This is a genomic window from Novimethylophilus kurashikiensis (assembly GCF_003112435.1).
In the GTDB taxonomy this organism is placed as follows: Bacteria; Pseudomonadota; Gammaproteobacteria; order Burkholderiales; family Methylophilaceae; genus Novimethylophilus; species Novimethylophilus kurashikiensis.
This window is the reverse complement of record NZ_BDOQ01000007.1, coordinates 213,433-225,409: the sequence shown is the minus strand read 5'-3', so window position 1 is coordinate 225,409 and position 11,977 is coordinate 213,433. Positions and strand designations below refer to the sequence as shown.

General features: G+C 53.8%; 18 protein-coding genes. 8 read left to right on the top strand and 10 right to left on the bottom strand.

Going from position 1 to position 11,977, the window contains the following annotated elements; genetic code table 11:
• Positions 1-224: 224 nt before the first annotated feature.
• Both NMK_RS10335 and NMK_RS10330 read left to right on the top strand, forming a co-directional pair.
• Complete coding sequence (locus NMK_RS10335; protein WP_109015675.1) at positions 225-671, top strand: hypothetical protein; 447 nt, start codon at positions 225-227, stop codon at positions 669-671.
• On the top strand, positions 668-1,249 hold the full coding sequence (locus NMK_RS10330) for a hypothetical protein (protein WP_109015674.1): 582 nt from the start codon (positions 668-670) through the stop codon (positions 1,247-1,249). Before NMK_RS10335 ends, NMK_RS10330 begins: the two co-directional genes overlap by 4 nt.
• On the opposite strand, the gene NMK_RS10325 is transcribed toward NMK_RS10330, so the two are convergent.
• Positions 1,246-1,614, bottom strand: a complete 369-nt coding sequence (locus NMK_RS10325; RefSeq protein ID WP_109015673.1) for a hypothetical protein — start codon at positions 1,612-1,614, stop codon at positions 1,246-1,248. The genes NMK_RS10330 and NMK_RS10325 overlap by 4 nt on opposite strands.
• Positions 1,615-1,827: 213 nt before the next feature.
• Between NMK_RS10325 and NMK_RS10320 the strand changes: the two genes are divergently transcribed.
• Positions 1,828-2,295 (top strand): hypothetical protein, encoded by a 468-nt coding sequence (locus tag NMK_RS10320; protein ID WP_109015672.1) that lies wholly within the window; start codon positions 1,828-1,830, stop codon positions 2,293-2,295.
• A gap of 35 nt (positions 2,296-2,330) precedes the next feature.
• Here the strand turns inward: NMK_RS10320 and NMK_RS10315 are convergent, their stop codons facing one another.
• From NMK_RS10315 to NMK_RS10290, 6 genes are all read right to left on the bottom strand, one after another.
• Complete coding sequence (locus NMK_RS10315) at positions 2,331-2,732, bottom strand: hypothetical protein (protein WP_109015671.1); 402 nt, start codon at positions 2,730-2,732, stop codon at positions 2,331-2,333.
• A 33-nt stretch (positions 2,733-2,765) separates the two neighbouring features.
• Positions 2,766-3,167 (bottom strand): hypothetical protein, encoded by a 402-nt coding sequence (locus NMK_RS10310; RefSeq protein WP_109015670.1) that lies wholly within the window; start codon positions 3,165-3,167, stop codon positions 2,766-2,768.
• A 225-nt stretch (positions 3,168-3,392) separates the two neighbouring features.
• Positions 3,393-3,950: a M23 family metallopeptidase gene (locus NMK_RS10305; protein WP_109015669.1), complete on the bottom strand. Its 558-nt coding sequence runs from the start codon at positions 3,948-3,950 to the stop codon at positions 3,393-3,395.
• Entirely contained in the window at positions 3,947-4,810 is an 864-nt protein-coding gene (locus NMK_RS10300; protein ID WP_109015668.1) for an N-acetyl-gamma-glutamyl-phosphate reductase, read from the bottom strand. Before NMK_RS10300 ends, NMK_RS10305 begins: the two co-directional genes overlap by 4 nt.
• On the bottom strand, positions 4,807-5,427 hold the full coding sequence (locus NMK_RS10295) for a hypothetical protein (protein ID WP_109015667.1): 621 nt from the start codon (positions 5,425-5,427) through the stop codon (positions 4,807-4,809). Before NMK_RS10295 ends, NMK_RS10300 begins: the two co-directional genes overlap by 4 nt.
• Positions 5,428-5,501: 74 nt before the next feature.
• Positions 5,502-7,334 (bottom strand): AAA family ATPase, encoded by a 1,833-nt coding sequence (locus NMK_RS10290; RefSeq protein WP_181376241.1) that lies wholly within the window; start codon positions 7,332-7,334, stop codon positions 5,502-5,504.
• Between the two features lie 263 nt (positions 7,335-7,597).
• Between NMK_RS10290 and NMK_RS18510 the strand changes: the two genes are divergently transcribed.
• Positions 7,598-7,741: a hypothetical protein gene (locus tag NMK_RS18510; RefSeq protein WP_181376240.1), complete on the top strand. Its 144-nt coding sequence runs from the start codon at positions 7,598-7,600 to the stop codon at positions 7,739-7,741.
• Positions 7,742-7,848: 107 nt separating this feature from the next.
• Here NMK_RS18510 and dut read toward each other — a convergent pair whose 3' ends face one another.
• From dut to NMK_RS10275, 3 genes are all read right to left on the bottom strand, one after another.
• A complete protein-coding gene (gene dut, locus NMK_RS10285) occupies positions 7,849-8,307 on the bottom strand; it encodes a dUTP diphosphatase (RefSeq protein WP_109015665.1) in 459 nt (152 codons plus the stop codon).
• A 69-nt stretch (positions 8,308-8,376) separates the two neighbouring features.
• Positions 8,377-8,937, bottom strand: a complete 561-nt coding sequence (locus NMK_RS10280) for a hypothetical protein (RefSeq protein WP_146187173.1) — start codon at positions 8,935-8,937, stop codon at positions 8,377-8,379.
• A gap of 400 nt (positions 8,938-9,337) precedes the next feature.
• Complete coding sequence (locus tag NMK_RS10275) at positions 9,338-9,880, bottom strand: hypothetical protein (protein ID WP_109015663.1); 543 nt, start codon at positions 9,878-9,880, stop codon at positions 9,338-9,340.
• A 91-nt stretch (positions 9,881-9,971) separates the two neighbouring features.
• Here NMK_RS10275 and NMK_RS10270 point away from each other — a divergent pair, with 91 nt between their 5' ends.
• The 4 genes from NMK_RS10270 (at position 9,972) to NMK_RS10255 (ending at position 11,967) form a co-directional block, all read left to right on the top strand.
• Entirely contained in the window at positions 9,972-10,352 is a 381-nt protein-coding gene (locus NMK_RS10270; protein ID WP_109015662.1) for a hypothetical protein, read from the top strand.
• Between the two features lie 93 nt (positions 10,353-10,445).
• Positions 10,446-11,087 carry an RNA ligase family protein gene (locus NMK_RS10265; protein WP_109015661.1) on the top strand — a complete coding sequence of 214 codons (642 nt, stop codon included), beginning with the start codon at positions 10,446-10,448 and terminating at the stop codon, positions 11,085-11,087.
• The gene (locus NMK_RS10260; protein WP_109015660.1) at positions 11,084-11,626 is read left to right on the top strand and encodes a hypothetical protein; all 543 of its coding nucleotides are present in this window, start codon (positions 11,084-11,086) and stop codon (positions 11,624-11,626) included. Before NMK_RS10265 ends, NMK_RS10260 begins: the two co-directional genes overlap by 4 nt.
• Positions 11,626-11,967: a DUF4031 domain-containing protein gene (locus NMK_RS10255; protein ID WP_109015659.1), complete on the top strand. Its 342-nt coding sequence runs from the start codon at positions 11,626-11,628 to the stop codon at positions 11,965-11,967. The genes NMK_RS10260 and NMK_RS10255 overlap by 1 nt, the downstream gene beginning before the upstream one ends.
• Positions 11,968-11,977: the final 10 nt, after the last annotated feature.

The following is an 11,977-nucleotide window of genomic DNA, read 5'->3' as shown; positions in this document are numbered from 1 at the left end:
CGACAGATTTAATTGTTTGCCATCTATCGCCGGCCAAATATGCTTATACAGATGGCCTATACGGGGAAATCTGCCAATAATACAAGTATGATAATACACATTATCATACTTGATGCCTTACAAAACCCGGCGTATAGTGGCTCCCGTTCCTGGACATAATTGAGTAAGTTTTCGTGCGCAGGACAACAATAAGGTAGTGTTTCTCATCTGTAGAAGGGGATAGCATGGCCACAATGCAGCACCTCATCCTTCAGTGCGCCTATATCGGCGCGCCCATCCAAATCCAAGAAGCTGTCGATGGCTCGGGCATTCATGCCTGGGTCTATTCCAACCAGGACTCCAGAATCATCCTCCTCGCCGATGGCCCGCAGAATCGTGGCGTCTCGGCGACGAATGGTTTCGGCGCCTATGCCGAAGCTTTACGGCGAGAGCTCAATCGATTTAGCCCCGGACCGTCCCAGTGGATATGGTATGAGCTCGACTCAACCGGCCGCTTTGATGAAGTGTCGGTCACAGGCTGCGTCGCCGAATTCAGGCCCCTACACGAACCACCTCACTCGCCCTCGAGCAATGAAGCCTTTATGGCGCGCATCGAGCGAACTCTCCCCGATAGCTACGAGTATTGGCAGATGGCGTTATTTCAATTGGGTCACTTGGAGGAACTGGTATGAGCTACCTGGATGAACTGCTAAAAGATGTGACCAACCCTTCCGTCCTGCATCAAGCCAGGACGCTGGAGGAAAATGGCTGGCAGGCGGGTTACTTCGAGGAATCGATTATCGATGTTCCCTCGATGTACTTCTACGTCTGGGACTATGCGACCGAATGGGGCTGGGTATGCACGATACCAGAGGATAAGTTCGCCACCATTCGCGCTATCGCCAGGAACAACCCAAAGTTATGGCCTGAACTTCGTGGCGCCTTGGCGTATACCGTCGCCTCGGATGCGCAGACTTATAAAACTTCTGGCTATCCAGGCGAGGAAGACAGTGTTCGGCTGGGATTGTTGCTGAGCCTCTATGCTTCGACGACAAACAGCCTCACCAATGCCCTAGAAGCAAAGTTGTCCCCGCTGCACATCATCATTATGGTCTACCGCGCCAATGACGCGGACAACGGAATGCTTCGGCCCGCCATCATGACCGGAACCCCGCGCAGCGTACTGCCGGCGGAGACATTCCTCAGTTCAGTGGAGCATATTATCGAAGTGGACAAGACAGCCCACCCGGAGTGGTTCAAGGACTTCTAGGCTTTTGTCGGCTTCGGCGCAGCGCCGGCCATGGCCTTATAGATAACGGCTAGGTCAGAAAAGGTAAGGTTCAAATTTGCCTCATTGGCCGCAGCTAGACCTTCTTTGTACATAGCTTTGGTGATAGGCGTTTCGGCGGACACTTCCGCAGGCTGCAGCTGCTCATCCATAATTGAGGTACTTAGAGAGGCCGCAAGCCTCTCGAGTTTCTCTATGTGCTTTTTACAGTCCTTATTCAAGAATGGCCGTAATTTGCCTAATTGCGCAGTGGCGTCGGTGATAACCTTGGCGGCCTTCTTCTTTATCAGCATCATCCCCTCCTCAGAAAAAACAAATATAGCATAGAAACGTAATAACCGCAACATCCGATTTGCTCGATGTAGGCCAATCTTTGCAATTCAACTTCAAACTCCTCAGAATTATTGCAACATAACTCGAAGCACAATGAGTTGTGTTGCCGCGGTCGAGGGCGCTCTTGGCCCAGCTACGGCAAGACTTTCAAGTTCGTATGCAAAAGTTTCAAGTTGAACTGCAAAAGCGAGTGCGGGTATAGTGGCGACCGTTATTGGAGGTGATTTATGTCGGTTTTGAAGGGTGAGATGTTGCAGTTCGGGTTTGAGTGCCCGCATATTGGCGCGCCGGTGATGTTGGTCGCTGAAGAGACGGCTGGTGTCAGGGCGATGGTCTATCGATATGGTACTAAGCGCGTTGCGCTCATCGCGGACGGCCCTAACAATAAGGGTGTCTCCGTCACCAATGGCTTTTCGGCCTACGCAAACAAGTTGTGTGAATTGATGGCACCTCATCCCAACTCGTTCGCTGACGTGACCTGGTACGAGCTCGATAGCATGGGCCGCTTCGACGAGGTTTCATTTAAAACAGGGGTGGCCGGATTCGGCCCGCTTACGGAAGCAAGTCACGCCCCCTCCTCCAAGGAAGCCTTCCTGGCAAGGATGTGGCGCACGGTGCCCACCAGCATGCCCTTCTGGCACAAGGCCCTGATGAGCCTAGGTTTGAAGCTGATGGTCGCCCGCCAGCCTCTATAAATGAAAAACGGCCCAAGGATGGGCCGTTCGAGTGGTTACAGGACTTCTGCCATTTCCTTGTGAGCCGCTTCTACCGCGTCAAAACAAGTTGGATAGTCCATACTGATTTCTGCCGTAGTTTCCCACTTGGTGCCGAGTTCATTTTCAACAAAACTGAACCCGTGTGCTTCCAGGCGGCGTTTTACGTCGACATACTGGTCACGCATCTGCATCACCAAGTCTTCAGCTTCAAACTCGTCCTGCGCGCCGCATTCGACCACGTTATCGACCTCGTCGCTTTGCATCAGCTCCAGCTTTTGGCTGAGCGACATCAAGCTCCAGGCCTTACGCAGCAGGTCTTGCAAATCGCCCACCGTGTGGTCCGGCTCGCCGGAATCTTCGCCATGGGCATCCGCAGCCTTCAGCAGTTTTTCCAGCATTTCGTTAAATTGCAGCATGTTTATTTCCTTTCTTGGTGCTTGATTAAGATATTACTTGGTCGTGCCGGTCAGGTGGGCATGTGCCGCTAAGATTGCGTCATCCTTATCCGGAAAATCTTCGCTGGCCATCTCCTCAGTTTCCCAATAGAAACCGAAGTCCCCTTCCTTGATTTCATAGCCCTCGAGGCTGATAACCTCGCCGAGGTTATCCACCGTGGTGTTGATGATGTTGAGTTGCGACTCAACGGTCAGTTTGCCTCGGCCGCCAGCGGTCATCACATCGGTTACTGCTTCGCTTTCGATGAATCGCCGCTTCTGACTGACAGCCATGAGGTCCCAAGCGCTTTTCAGCATGGCCTTTACGTCTGACAGCGTGTCACCTGGATTGCCAGAATCTTCACTATGCCGAGCCGCCGCGTCCAGGAGCTTGGTTAAACACTTATCAAAATGCATTATTTCCTCCGAAATGGTATTGAATGAATTTCTGCCCTACCCTTGGTATAGCCAAGTCAGGCAGCAAGCCATTAGCGGTGAAATGAAAAGGTGCAGTGGGTTAGCGCGAATCCATTCCCTGGAGGGGTGAGTGAGGTTTGCGCTGAAAAAGCCGCAAAAGGTATGGGGCTCGCTTAGGTGTGGATGAAAAACTCCCGCATCAAATTGATACGGGAGTAGAGATTTTCACTGATTTAGCTGATTATTGACCACGCCATCCAACAAGTACGGTGTAGGGTCGAGCAATCCAGCCGGGCGATTTTCGTTGTCAAGCCACTCAATGTCAGCTGTATTACCGCTATCCCGCAATTCCAGGTGCAGCATGCTGGTTGGGCGCCCCTTATCCTCTTTAAGGACCCGGAGGACCGTTCCAACACGCTCACCGGCCATAACCTGCTGGCCAACCGCCAGATGAGGCTCGATTTCGCCATACAGCACGACACCGGACGCCCCTTCTATCCAAACACCATAGGTTGGAAGCCACCAGTCATGGCCTAATTCCGGGCCGGTAAACTGGCGGACCGCAATCACCTCCCCAGCCTCAACGGCAAACACTTCCGTCCCCTCAGGCGCATAAAGGTCTACCCCTTCATGCGTGTGAAACCGCCGGCGAACCCCAAATGCCCCTGGATGGGGTGAAAGAGGTAAGCCAGTGGTGCCTTGCGGCATAGTCAGGAATGAAAGTGAGTCTACCGTTGGGACAAGTTGCAGCTTCAGCGGGGACTCCCATCGTTCGGGCGTCATGCTTCCACCATGAGTCTGATGGAATTCGCCGCATTACCTGCGGAGCCCTTGCCAAGGTTGTCCAACACCACCGCCACAGAAGCCATACCGCTTGGATTATTGCCGACCGCGATAAGAACATCATTCGTATCGTTGCACGCTTGCGGGTCTAATCTGTAGTCGACTTCTTCAGCACTGACAACTCGAATGCCGCTCTTGCCCGCATAGAAGGCTTGATAGCACTCAAGAACCTTAGCCTGAGGCAAGTCCACGACCGATTGCACCAGCATGCCCTTGTACCAATTCCCAACCAGGGTCGTCAGCGTCGGCAGTACATTGCCATACTTTGCGATTTCCGGAAGGTGCCGGTGAGGCAGGCCGAACTGAGCCAGGTAAGGAGCCGCGGATGCAGCGCCCTTATTACCGGCTGCCGAGTAACCCGTGATGCCATGAAAAGACATGGGCAGGGTTCGACCGAACAGTGCAGCAAGCGGTGCGGCAGCCAAGACGCTGGCAGTTGCAAAGCATCCCGGATTGGCCACGAACCTCGCGAGCGCAATTGCCTCCGACGTAACAATTCCCTCGAGTCCGTAGACCCAGGTCTTGTCGCACCGGTGGGCTGCGCTAGCATCGAGAATACGCGCCTTTGGATTGACTGCCCGCGCCATGAGGGCCGCGCTTCTTGCAACATCGTCAGGAAGGCAAAGCACGATAATGTCCGCCTCCGCCATCGCAGCGCGCCTTGTCGATTCATCCTTGCGGGCATCCTCAGGCAAAGTCACATACGAGGCAATCAGACGGTCACGCACCATGTCTGCCAAATATGGCTCGATGGCACGCCCAACGGTACCGACGGCGCCGTCCACAAAGACTGTTGTCATAGCAGGCCCTCCAGAGAAGAAACCAGCTTGGCCAAAAGCACTTCACGTGCCGCACGCTCTGTCGCGCCGACTGCACGCGCCAATTGATTCACGCGCGTCACCGTATCGTTGGCGAAAACATAGTCAGCCTTCGACTCCTTAATCTGCGCCCACGCCAAATCACGCTGCTCTTCCAGTGATGCGCCCGCCGTGGTCTTAAAGCCGACCAAGGTGATATCGGGGCGAATGACCTTGATGGCAGACAACAGCTTGGGTACCGGGGTCAGGTGCATTACTTCCTCACCATTCCTCGACTTCAAGCGTGATGCATACTTGCCCGAAGGCTCATCAGCAATCTGGCCAGAAAAATCACACAGGGCGACGTTAAAAATAATCGCCGTCGTGCGTTCATCATCCAGCACCTTGGCGACGCGCGCCGCCACATCATCATTGGTGACCATGTTTGAAGCCGGGTCGGCCATCTTGGTAAGATGCAAACCAACCTGCCCTGGCCGCGATTCTTCAAAAGCTTGCGCCAGAAGTCTTGCCGTATTGCCATACGCAGGAGCGCACAACGCCAGATGGCTACGAACATGTTGCAATGTGCCGCCACCGAAAATATGAATCTGCTTCTTCATGAATCCTCCTAATTGAAATTTTGACCTACTACCCTGCCGTATAGGAAGAAGCAGGCGGCTTATGCCGCTGGCAGTTATGCTTCAGAGTGAAGTTCGGTATGCCCCACCATTGCCTTGATGATGGCGCCATCCACCGTTTCATCGCGCATCAACAATGACGCAACCGCTTTCAGGCTGCTCATGTGCTGTTCTAGCACCTGACAGGTTTCCTTGTAACGCGTCGCCAGGAGCTCATTGAGTTCCTTGATATGGTTTTCCGGGGTCAGGTAGTCTTTCGTGACCACAGCGAGGCCGGAGCCAAACCCAAACTTGTTCAACATGTCGGTGGCGATGGCGGTTGCTCGATGGAGGTCGCTACCCGCGCCATTACTGGACTCCCCAAACACAAGCTGTTCAGCAGCCCGACCTGCCAGCAGAACGTCGATGTGATGGTTGAGAGAGGTCTTGGTCTCGAGCTTGACGGAGTCCTCATGGCTGATGAACGTCACGCCCAGTGCATTGGTGCGGGGGATGATGGTGACCTTCTCCACGTTTCCGGACTTGCGGATGACGGAGAGCAGCGCATGCCCCGCTTCATGCACAGCGGTCTTGTAGCGCTCATCCTCGGACATCATGGCGCCGCTGACTTCGCCAAGATGCGTAGTCTCGACCGCATCGGTAAGATGCTGCATAGATACCACCGAACTTCCAGCCCGTGCCGCACGGAGTGCACCTTGATTCACCAGCGCAGCAACCGCAGCCGGCGACAGACCCAACGTCAACCGGGCTAATTGAGCAAAGTCGATATCCGGGCTGACAGTGAGCTTCCGGCTGTAATAGCGCAGCAGCTGTTCACGCTCGACGACATCGGGCAGGCGCAACTCGATTTTACGGTCGAAGCGACCTTCACGAATAAGCGCGGGGTCAATATTGTCGACGAAGTTGGTCGCGCCAATCACAATGATGCGTTCGGAAGCATTGAAGCCATCCAGCTCAATCAGAAACTGGTTGATGATGCGATTCTGCTCCGCCTGGCCAGTGGACTCATTCGACGACCGGCGGCCAATACCGTCGATTTCGTCAATAAAGATGATGGCGGCACCTTCCTTACGAGCACGGGCAAACAAGGACTTCACCATGGTAATGCCGACGCCGAAAAACTTGCTGGAGAAGTCGGCGCCGGAACAGGCGATGAAGGAAACACCGCATTCCCCGGCCAATGCCTTGGCCAGCAGCGTCTTACCGGTTCCAGGAGGGCCCGACATCAGTACGCCGCGGCTTGGTGTCGCTCCCACGCGAGAATAAGCCTCAGGGTCCTTGAGGTAGTTCACAACATCCTGCAAAGCGGCCTTGGCGTCCGCAGCGCCAATCACATCTGAAAATCGGGTCGATACATCGCGCGTTGGTGAGAACTTTCCGCCGCCGCCAGGCAGCATATCCTTCAGGGAGACCAGGATGGCCGCAGCAATGAGCACATCGACCAGGATGCGCATGATTTCACCAAAACTGATGCCCTCGGCTGGCGATATCGTGCCCACCGCAACAATTCTCTGACCGGCCGGGTGATTGGCCATGGAGCGCTCAGTCAGACTGCCCTTCCATGTATCCGGGACATTACCGAGCTCGCCTGAGCTAGTGACAAGGTAAATCAGCGGTCGCGCAGATTTAAAGGCGGAGGCATCCGGCAAGCCGATGATGGTGAGTTTGCCTGCATCCAGCATAGCCAAATAATCAGACACCGTGAAAGTCTTCTTCAACCAGAAGTCGGGATGTGTTCGAAGTGCCTTTTCTGCCGTCACGGTCTTGCCCGTCTTGGCTTCAGCCTTCACCGAGGCCAGCATTGATGCTTCCTCGGAGCTTTCAAGGTAATTGAGGTAAGAGCCTGCCGCCGTTCCAACCAGAGCGACTACCAGAACCTCGATGAACATGCGTTTGTTCCGGGAAACAAACGCCTTAACGGATGAAAGCAGGGACATAGGACTTCTTTGGCCGGTGGGCGAGAATTGAAGATGACAAAATATACCATAAAACACATAAAACGTCAATTTACGCCTATACTGCTTTAGGTACATTTTGCCACTTTCGCTTCAAATCGATGCGCCATGGCTTTCCATTTCTCTTTAGGGGTGACATCCGAGCCAATTGCTTGAGTTGTCTCCGGTGTCACCCCTGAAACCAACCGGAGAAAGCCATGGCTAGTAAAAGCGATACCTTGCGTAAGTTGTATGCGCGTGCGGAACTGAAGTTCGGTTTCCGCTATGCATGTGAGCTTCATCAGGCTTTGCTGTCAGGTTCTGCACAAGCCACTTCGATGATGCGTCGTGTTTTGGCGTAACTGCCGTCTCAAGGCCGGGGATTTATCTCCGGCCTTAGTCTTTTTGTCTCGCCAATAAAAAAGCCCAGCACTGCTGGGCTTTGTGAGAACGACTTGTTGCTTAAGAATTACTGATGGCCTGAGCTGCCAAAACCACCTTCACCGCGGGCACTGGCTTCGAATTCATCGACGACTGCGAGTTCGACATGAACCACCGGCATCACCACGTACTGCGCGATGCGGTCGAGCGGCTGAATGGTGAAAGCCTTCTTGCTGCGATTCCAGACCGACACCTGCAGCTGACCCTGGTAGGGAGCATCGATGACACCGGTACCGTTGCCGAGCACGAGACCTTGCTTGTGGCCGAGGCCGGAGCGAGGCAGGATGAGGCCAACCAGGGTCGGGTCTTCGATGTAAATCGCCAAGCCCGTGGGCACCAGCACAACATCACCCGGCTCGATGGTCAGCGGCTCCGTGATACATGCACGCAGGTCCATGCCGGCGTCGCCAGGATTCGCGTAGGTCGGCAGCAGGGAGGGGTCATCCTTGAGACGTTGGTCCAGAATTTTGGCTTTAACTTGACGCATGTTGTTTCCTCTTTTTGATGATTGATTGCCAGCGCGGAAATGCGCTGGTCTTTTGTATAGCAAATTGATTTAAGCCTGCCGCACGAGATTAAATTCAACCGGGCCTTCCACGGTGAATTTGATGGGCGCTTTCGTTAAATGTAGCATGGCTTCTGTGAAATGCTGGTCAGCAAATGCGCCGTATTCATCCAGCACATAAAAGAATTCACGGACGCCGCGCGTTACGCGCTTGAAGAGCCGCTTACCCAGCAGTTGCTTAAGCTTGCTCTTATTCCAACCAAGGACGTACTCACCAAAGTAGTCATCATCGGGAGAGCCCTTAATTGCAAGCTGCCTTAGCGGATTGCGGATTGTCTTCGCCAGATTTGCGGCCAACTCAGATGGAATGCCTGCCGAGTACAGCCGGGCTTGAATCTTATTTCGGCTCAACCGCTCGACGGTTTTGGAGACGCTGCGGTGCCGGGGAACCCTGGGATAGACCGGCTCGTAGTAGCTGTAATCCTGAGGAATATCCCCATCAGCAGGCGCCGTATCCCGATACAGCCCCCATCTATCGTCCCTGGATGACTCAACAACCAACCGGACCACACTACGACTACGATTGTGTTCCCTGCGACCAGTGAGCTTCATTCGACCACCTATTTTTATAGTTGATGGTCTTATCTTATCGCAGAATACATAATTTGTCAAGCAGTACCCAATCCGCATAAACCTGCTCGAGTATCCATGCTGGGCGGTAAAGAAAAAGCCCAGTAAAACTGGGCTTTGAGAATGCACTAATTCCTCGCAAATCCATACGGGTAGAGAACGGTTCTGGCCCCATAGCAAAGCATGGCCACCTTAGCTCTTCCATCTGGACCAGGTTCGAGCATTTCGATTGTTTGTTGCACCCTCCATCGAGCCTCATCGACCTTTGACGGATGTCCTCGAACCTCCCCGAGGTAGCATTCACCATACCAAAAGGCGATATGCGGTGCGGGCGGTCCGAACAAGTGAGCTTTCGGTTGTGATTCGATATTCATCATTCCTCCTAAACAAACGACGTCGCCAGGATGGAAGAATCCATCTTGGTGAGCGCCTGCAGCATACGAATCTGTTCGGGCTGTAGGGATTGCTTCAGCTCACGCACCAGCTCATTGCGAAGCTGACGCTGTTGAACCTCCTCCCCTGCAAGGTCCTGCCACAGTTTCATGAGAGATGGTCCCGGAAGCAGCCTCCCCTTACCCCCAAGGCTAGCCATCGGTACATTCAGCACCTCTGGTACAAACAGAGGTGCACTGCACCTGAGACGATGCTGGTACCGTAATGCAGCGTAAACCATCTCGTACTGCTGCTCGTAGCGTCCGCCCCAATAGATGCGGGTTTCGGCATACTGGTTTGGCTGGAGATAGTGATGCAGATAGCGATGGAGCGGAACCAACAGCTTCAGTGTTTTCTGAATGGCTGTTCGCTTCGCACGAACATCATACGGTACAGCGATATCCCGGCGAACCAGACTACGTTGGAGTGTTGCATATTCATCGCGCAGGGCCTGCAGCGACTTCTTTAATTGCAATTCAATCGATGTGAGCATATTTCCTCCTAAAAAAGACGACATGTCCTGGAGGTGTATAGGCCGAAAGCGCTATACCCCAAAGGGAACATTTTTAATAAAAGGACATATCATGTTAAATATCGAGCAAATCAATGCAGTTAATGTTTTCGCGAACCGGCATGGGCGCAAGTGGCGCTTGGCACTGCATACCTACTGGAGCACTCATAAAATTCCAGCGGGGACCTCGAAAGAGGAAGCTGCATTGCTGATGCAGGTGCGTAACCAGGACGCCAACCTTCTTGTCACCTTCAAGCCCAGCCTCAAGGGCTACGAGAAGGTCGGGAAGCTGGTAAAAGGCCGGCATGAGCGCTACAACCTGAAGCGCGGCTGGTTTGTGAATGCCTGGCGGATTGTGGACGAAGAAGATAAAGACTTGGTCCAGCCTTGGACTGAATCTAAATCCGATGCGCGAGCGCTTGCGAAGTCACTTAACATTTACCTGTTGGAATAATAACTCAAACGGCTGCCTTAGGGTGGCCGTTATTACTTGACGAAACAGCTAACAAAAGGTATATTACTATTATTCAACTGAAGGGCAACCGTCATGCGCATCAAGTATGGGCGGACATACCATTTCCCATTTTCGCCTGGCGTCACATCTGACGACAAGAAGCTGCGCTCCACCCTGCATTTCCAAGGGAAGGATGTCGTAGGCACCAAGAAGATGGATGGGGAAAATACAACGTTATACCGGGATGGCTTCCATGCCCGGTCGCTGAGCAGCCCTCATCATCCGACCAGGGATTGGGTGGCGCGATTCCATGCCTCCATTGCGCATGAGATTCCGGATGGATGGCGCATCTGCGGTGAAAACCTGTATGCAACGCATTCGATTCACTATACCGACCTACCCTCCTACTTCATGGGGTTCTCGGTTTGGACGGAGCAGAACATCGCCCTGAGCTGGGACGACTCCCTGGAAATCTTCGAATTGCTGGGCGTCGCACCTGTTCCGGAACTGTTTCGCGGGGTGTATTCCGACGCGCTCGTCGAGCGGGAGGCTAAAAAACTGGATACGGCCCACGATGAGGGCTTGGTTGTGCGCCTTGCCGGCGCCTTCCATTACGACGACTTTAATAAATCGATAGCCAAGTGGGTGCGAGACAACCACGTCACCACTGACAAGCATTGGATGCACCAGATGGTTGCGCCGAATGAACTGGCTCACGAAAAGGATTCCAAGTGACAAACCCAACCATTGCCCTGGCCTATGACCTCCCTGATTACCGAGGCTCCAAGGACTATGCCCGCCTCGCTGCACTGGCCCGGCGCAGCAGTGTCGTGTGCATCCTGGATTACCGGGTGCGTGACATCGACACACGTGACGTGGCGCGCACTCAATACATGTCCAAAGGCTATCAGGAGTGCTGGTCGGTATGTTCCCGGGGTACTAGCTACATCACGGTCTTCAGCCAGGCCGATTTCATCTCCCTGTGCGAGCATTACAACCTTGAATTTTTCGAGCCGCCGGCCGCGCACCAGCCTGCGGAAGCTGACGACGGATGTATCTGCAAAGGCAACTGGCGAGCCATCGTCAAGGAGGTCGAGCCGCTCATCAATAAGAAATTCCGCGACAGCGACGGCAAAGAACACATCTTCTTTGGGGTGGTTCATGGGAGCGATGACTATTACTATGGCATGTATCCGCTGGATGGCGGGTCTGCCGTGCTGTTGAGTTGCGTGGGCAGCATTGCCGGGTTCGGCTATGAATTGGTGGAGTCGTAATGCCAGTGTATGTTGATGACATGCGGGCCAAGTACCGTGGGATGGTGATGTGCCACATGATTGCGGATACTGATGAAGAATTGCATGCGATGGCGGCAACCATCGGCATGCGCCGGGAATGGTGGCAGTCTCCGGAAAAGACTAGCGGCAGCCACTACGACATCTCCCTTTCGAAGCGTAGCCTCGCTATTGCCGCAGGCGCTATCCCCATCACTTTGCGCCAGTGCGGCGCCATGAATGCCCGCCGCCGGATTACTGGAAGCCTCGGCCATCCAGACCATGCGATGGAGTGGTATTTGAGCCATATGCGCGGGACTAAAAATATACCTTCCAAGGTATAAGTGGCCGATA

Bases quoted from the DNA above. Each gene is read 5' to 3' on its own strand.
- NMK_RS10330 (WP_109015674.1), top strand. From the start codon at position 668: ATGAGCTACCTGGATGAACTGCTAAAAGATGTGACCAACCCTTCCGTC.
- NMK_RS10335 (WP_109015675.1), top strand. From the start codon at position 225: ATGGCCACAATGCAGCACCTCATCCTTCAGTGCGCCTATATCGGCGCG.
- NMK_RS10310 (WP_109015670.1), bottom strand. From the start codon at position 3,167: ATGCATTTTGATAAGTGTTTAACCAAGCTCCTGGACGCGGCGGCTCGG.
- NMK_RS10320 (WP_109015672.1), top strand. From the start codon at position 1,828: ATGTCGGTTTTGAAGGGTGAGATGTTGCAGTTCGGGTTTGAGTGCCCG.
- NMK_RS10305 (WP_109015669.1), bottom strand. From the start codon at position 3,950: ATGACGCCCGAACGATGGGAGTCCCCGCTGAAGCTGCAACTTGTCCCA.
- NMK_RS10300 (WP_109015668.1), bottom strand. From the start codon at position 4,810: ATGACAACAGTCTTTGTGGACGGCGCCGTCGGTACCGTTGGGCGTGCC.
- NMK_RS10270 (WP_109015662.1), top strand. From the start codon at position 9,972: ATGTTAAATATCGAGCAAATCAATGCAGTTAATGTTTTCGCGAACCGG.
- NMK_RS10280 (WP_146187173.1), bottom strand. From the start codon at position 8,937: ATGAAGCTCACTGGTCGCAGGGAACACAATCGTAGTCGTAGTGTGGTC.
- NMK_RS10265 (WP_109015661.1), top strand. From the start codon at position 10,446: ATGCGCATCAAGTATGGGCGGACATACCATTTCCCATTTTCGCCTGGC.
- NMK_RS10255 (WP_109015659.1), top strand. From the start codon at position 11,626: ATGCCAGTGTATGTTGATGACATGCGGGCCAAGTACCGTGGGATGGTG.
- dut (WP_109015665.1), bottom strand. From the start codon at position 8,307: ATGCGTCAAGTTAAAGCCAAAATTCTGGACCAACGTCTCAAGGATGAC.
- NMK_RS18510 (WP_181376240.1), top strand. From the start codon at position 7,598: ATGGCTAGTAAAAGCGATACCTTGCGTAAGTTGTATGCGCGTGCGGAA.
- NMK_RS10295 (WP_109015667.1), bottom strand. From the start codon at position 5,427: ATGAAGAAGCAGATTCATATTTTCGGTGGCGGCACATTGCAACATGTT.
- NMK_RS10290 (WP_181376241.1), bottom strand. From the start codon at position 7,334: ATGTTCATCGAGGTTCTGGTAGTCGCTCTGGTTGGAACGGCGGCAGGC.
- NMK_RS10315 (WP_109015671.1), bottom strand. From the start codon at position 2,732: ATGCTGCAATTTAACGAAATGCTGGAAAAACTGCTGAAGGCTGCGGAT.
- NMK_RS10325 (WP_109015673.1), bottom strand. From the start codon at position 1,614: ATGTTGCGGTTATTACGTTTCTATGCTATATTTGTTTTTTCTGAGGAG.
- NMK_RS10275 (WP_109015663.1), bottom strand. From the start codon at position 9,880: ATGCTCACATCGATTGAATTGCAATTAAAGAAGTCGCTGCAGGCCCTG.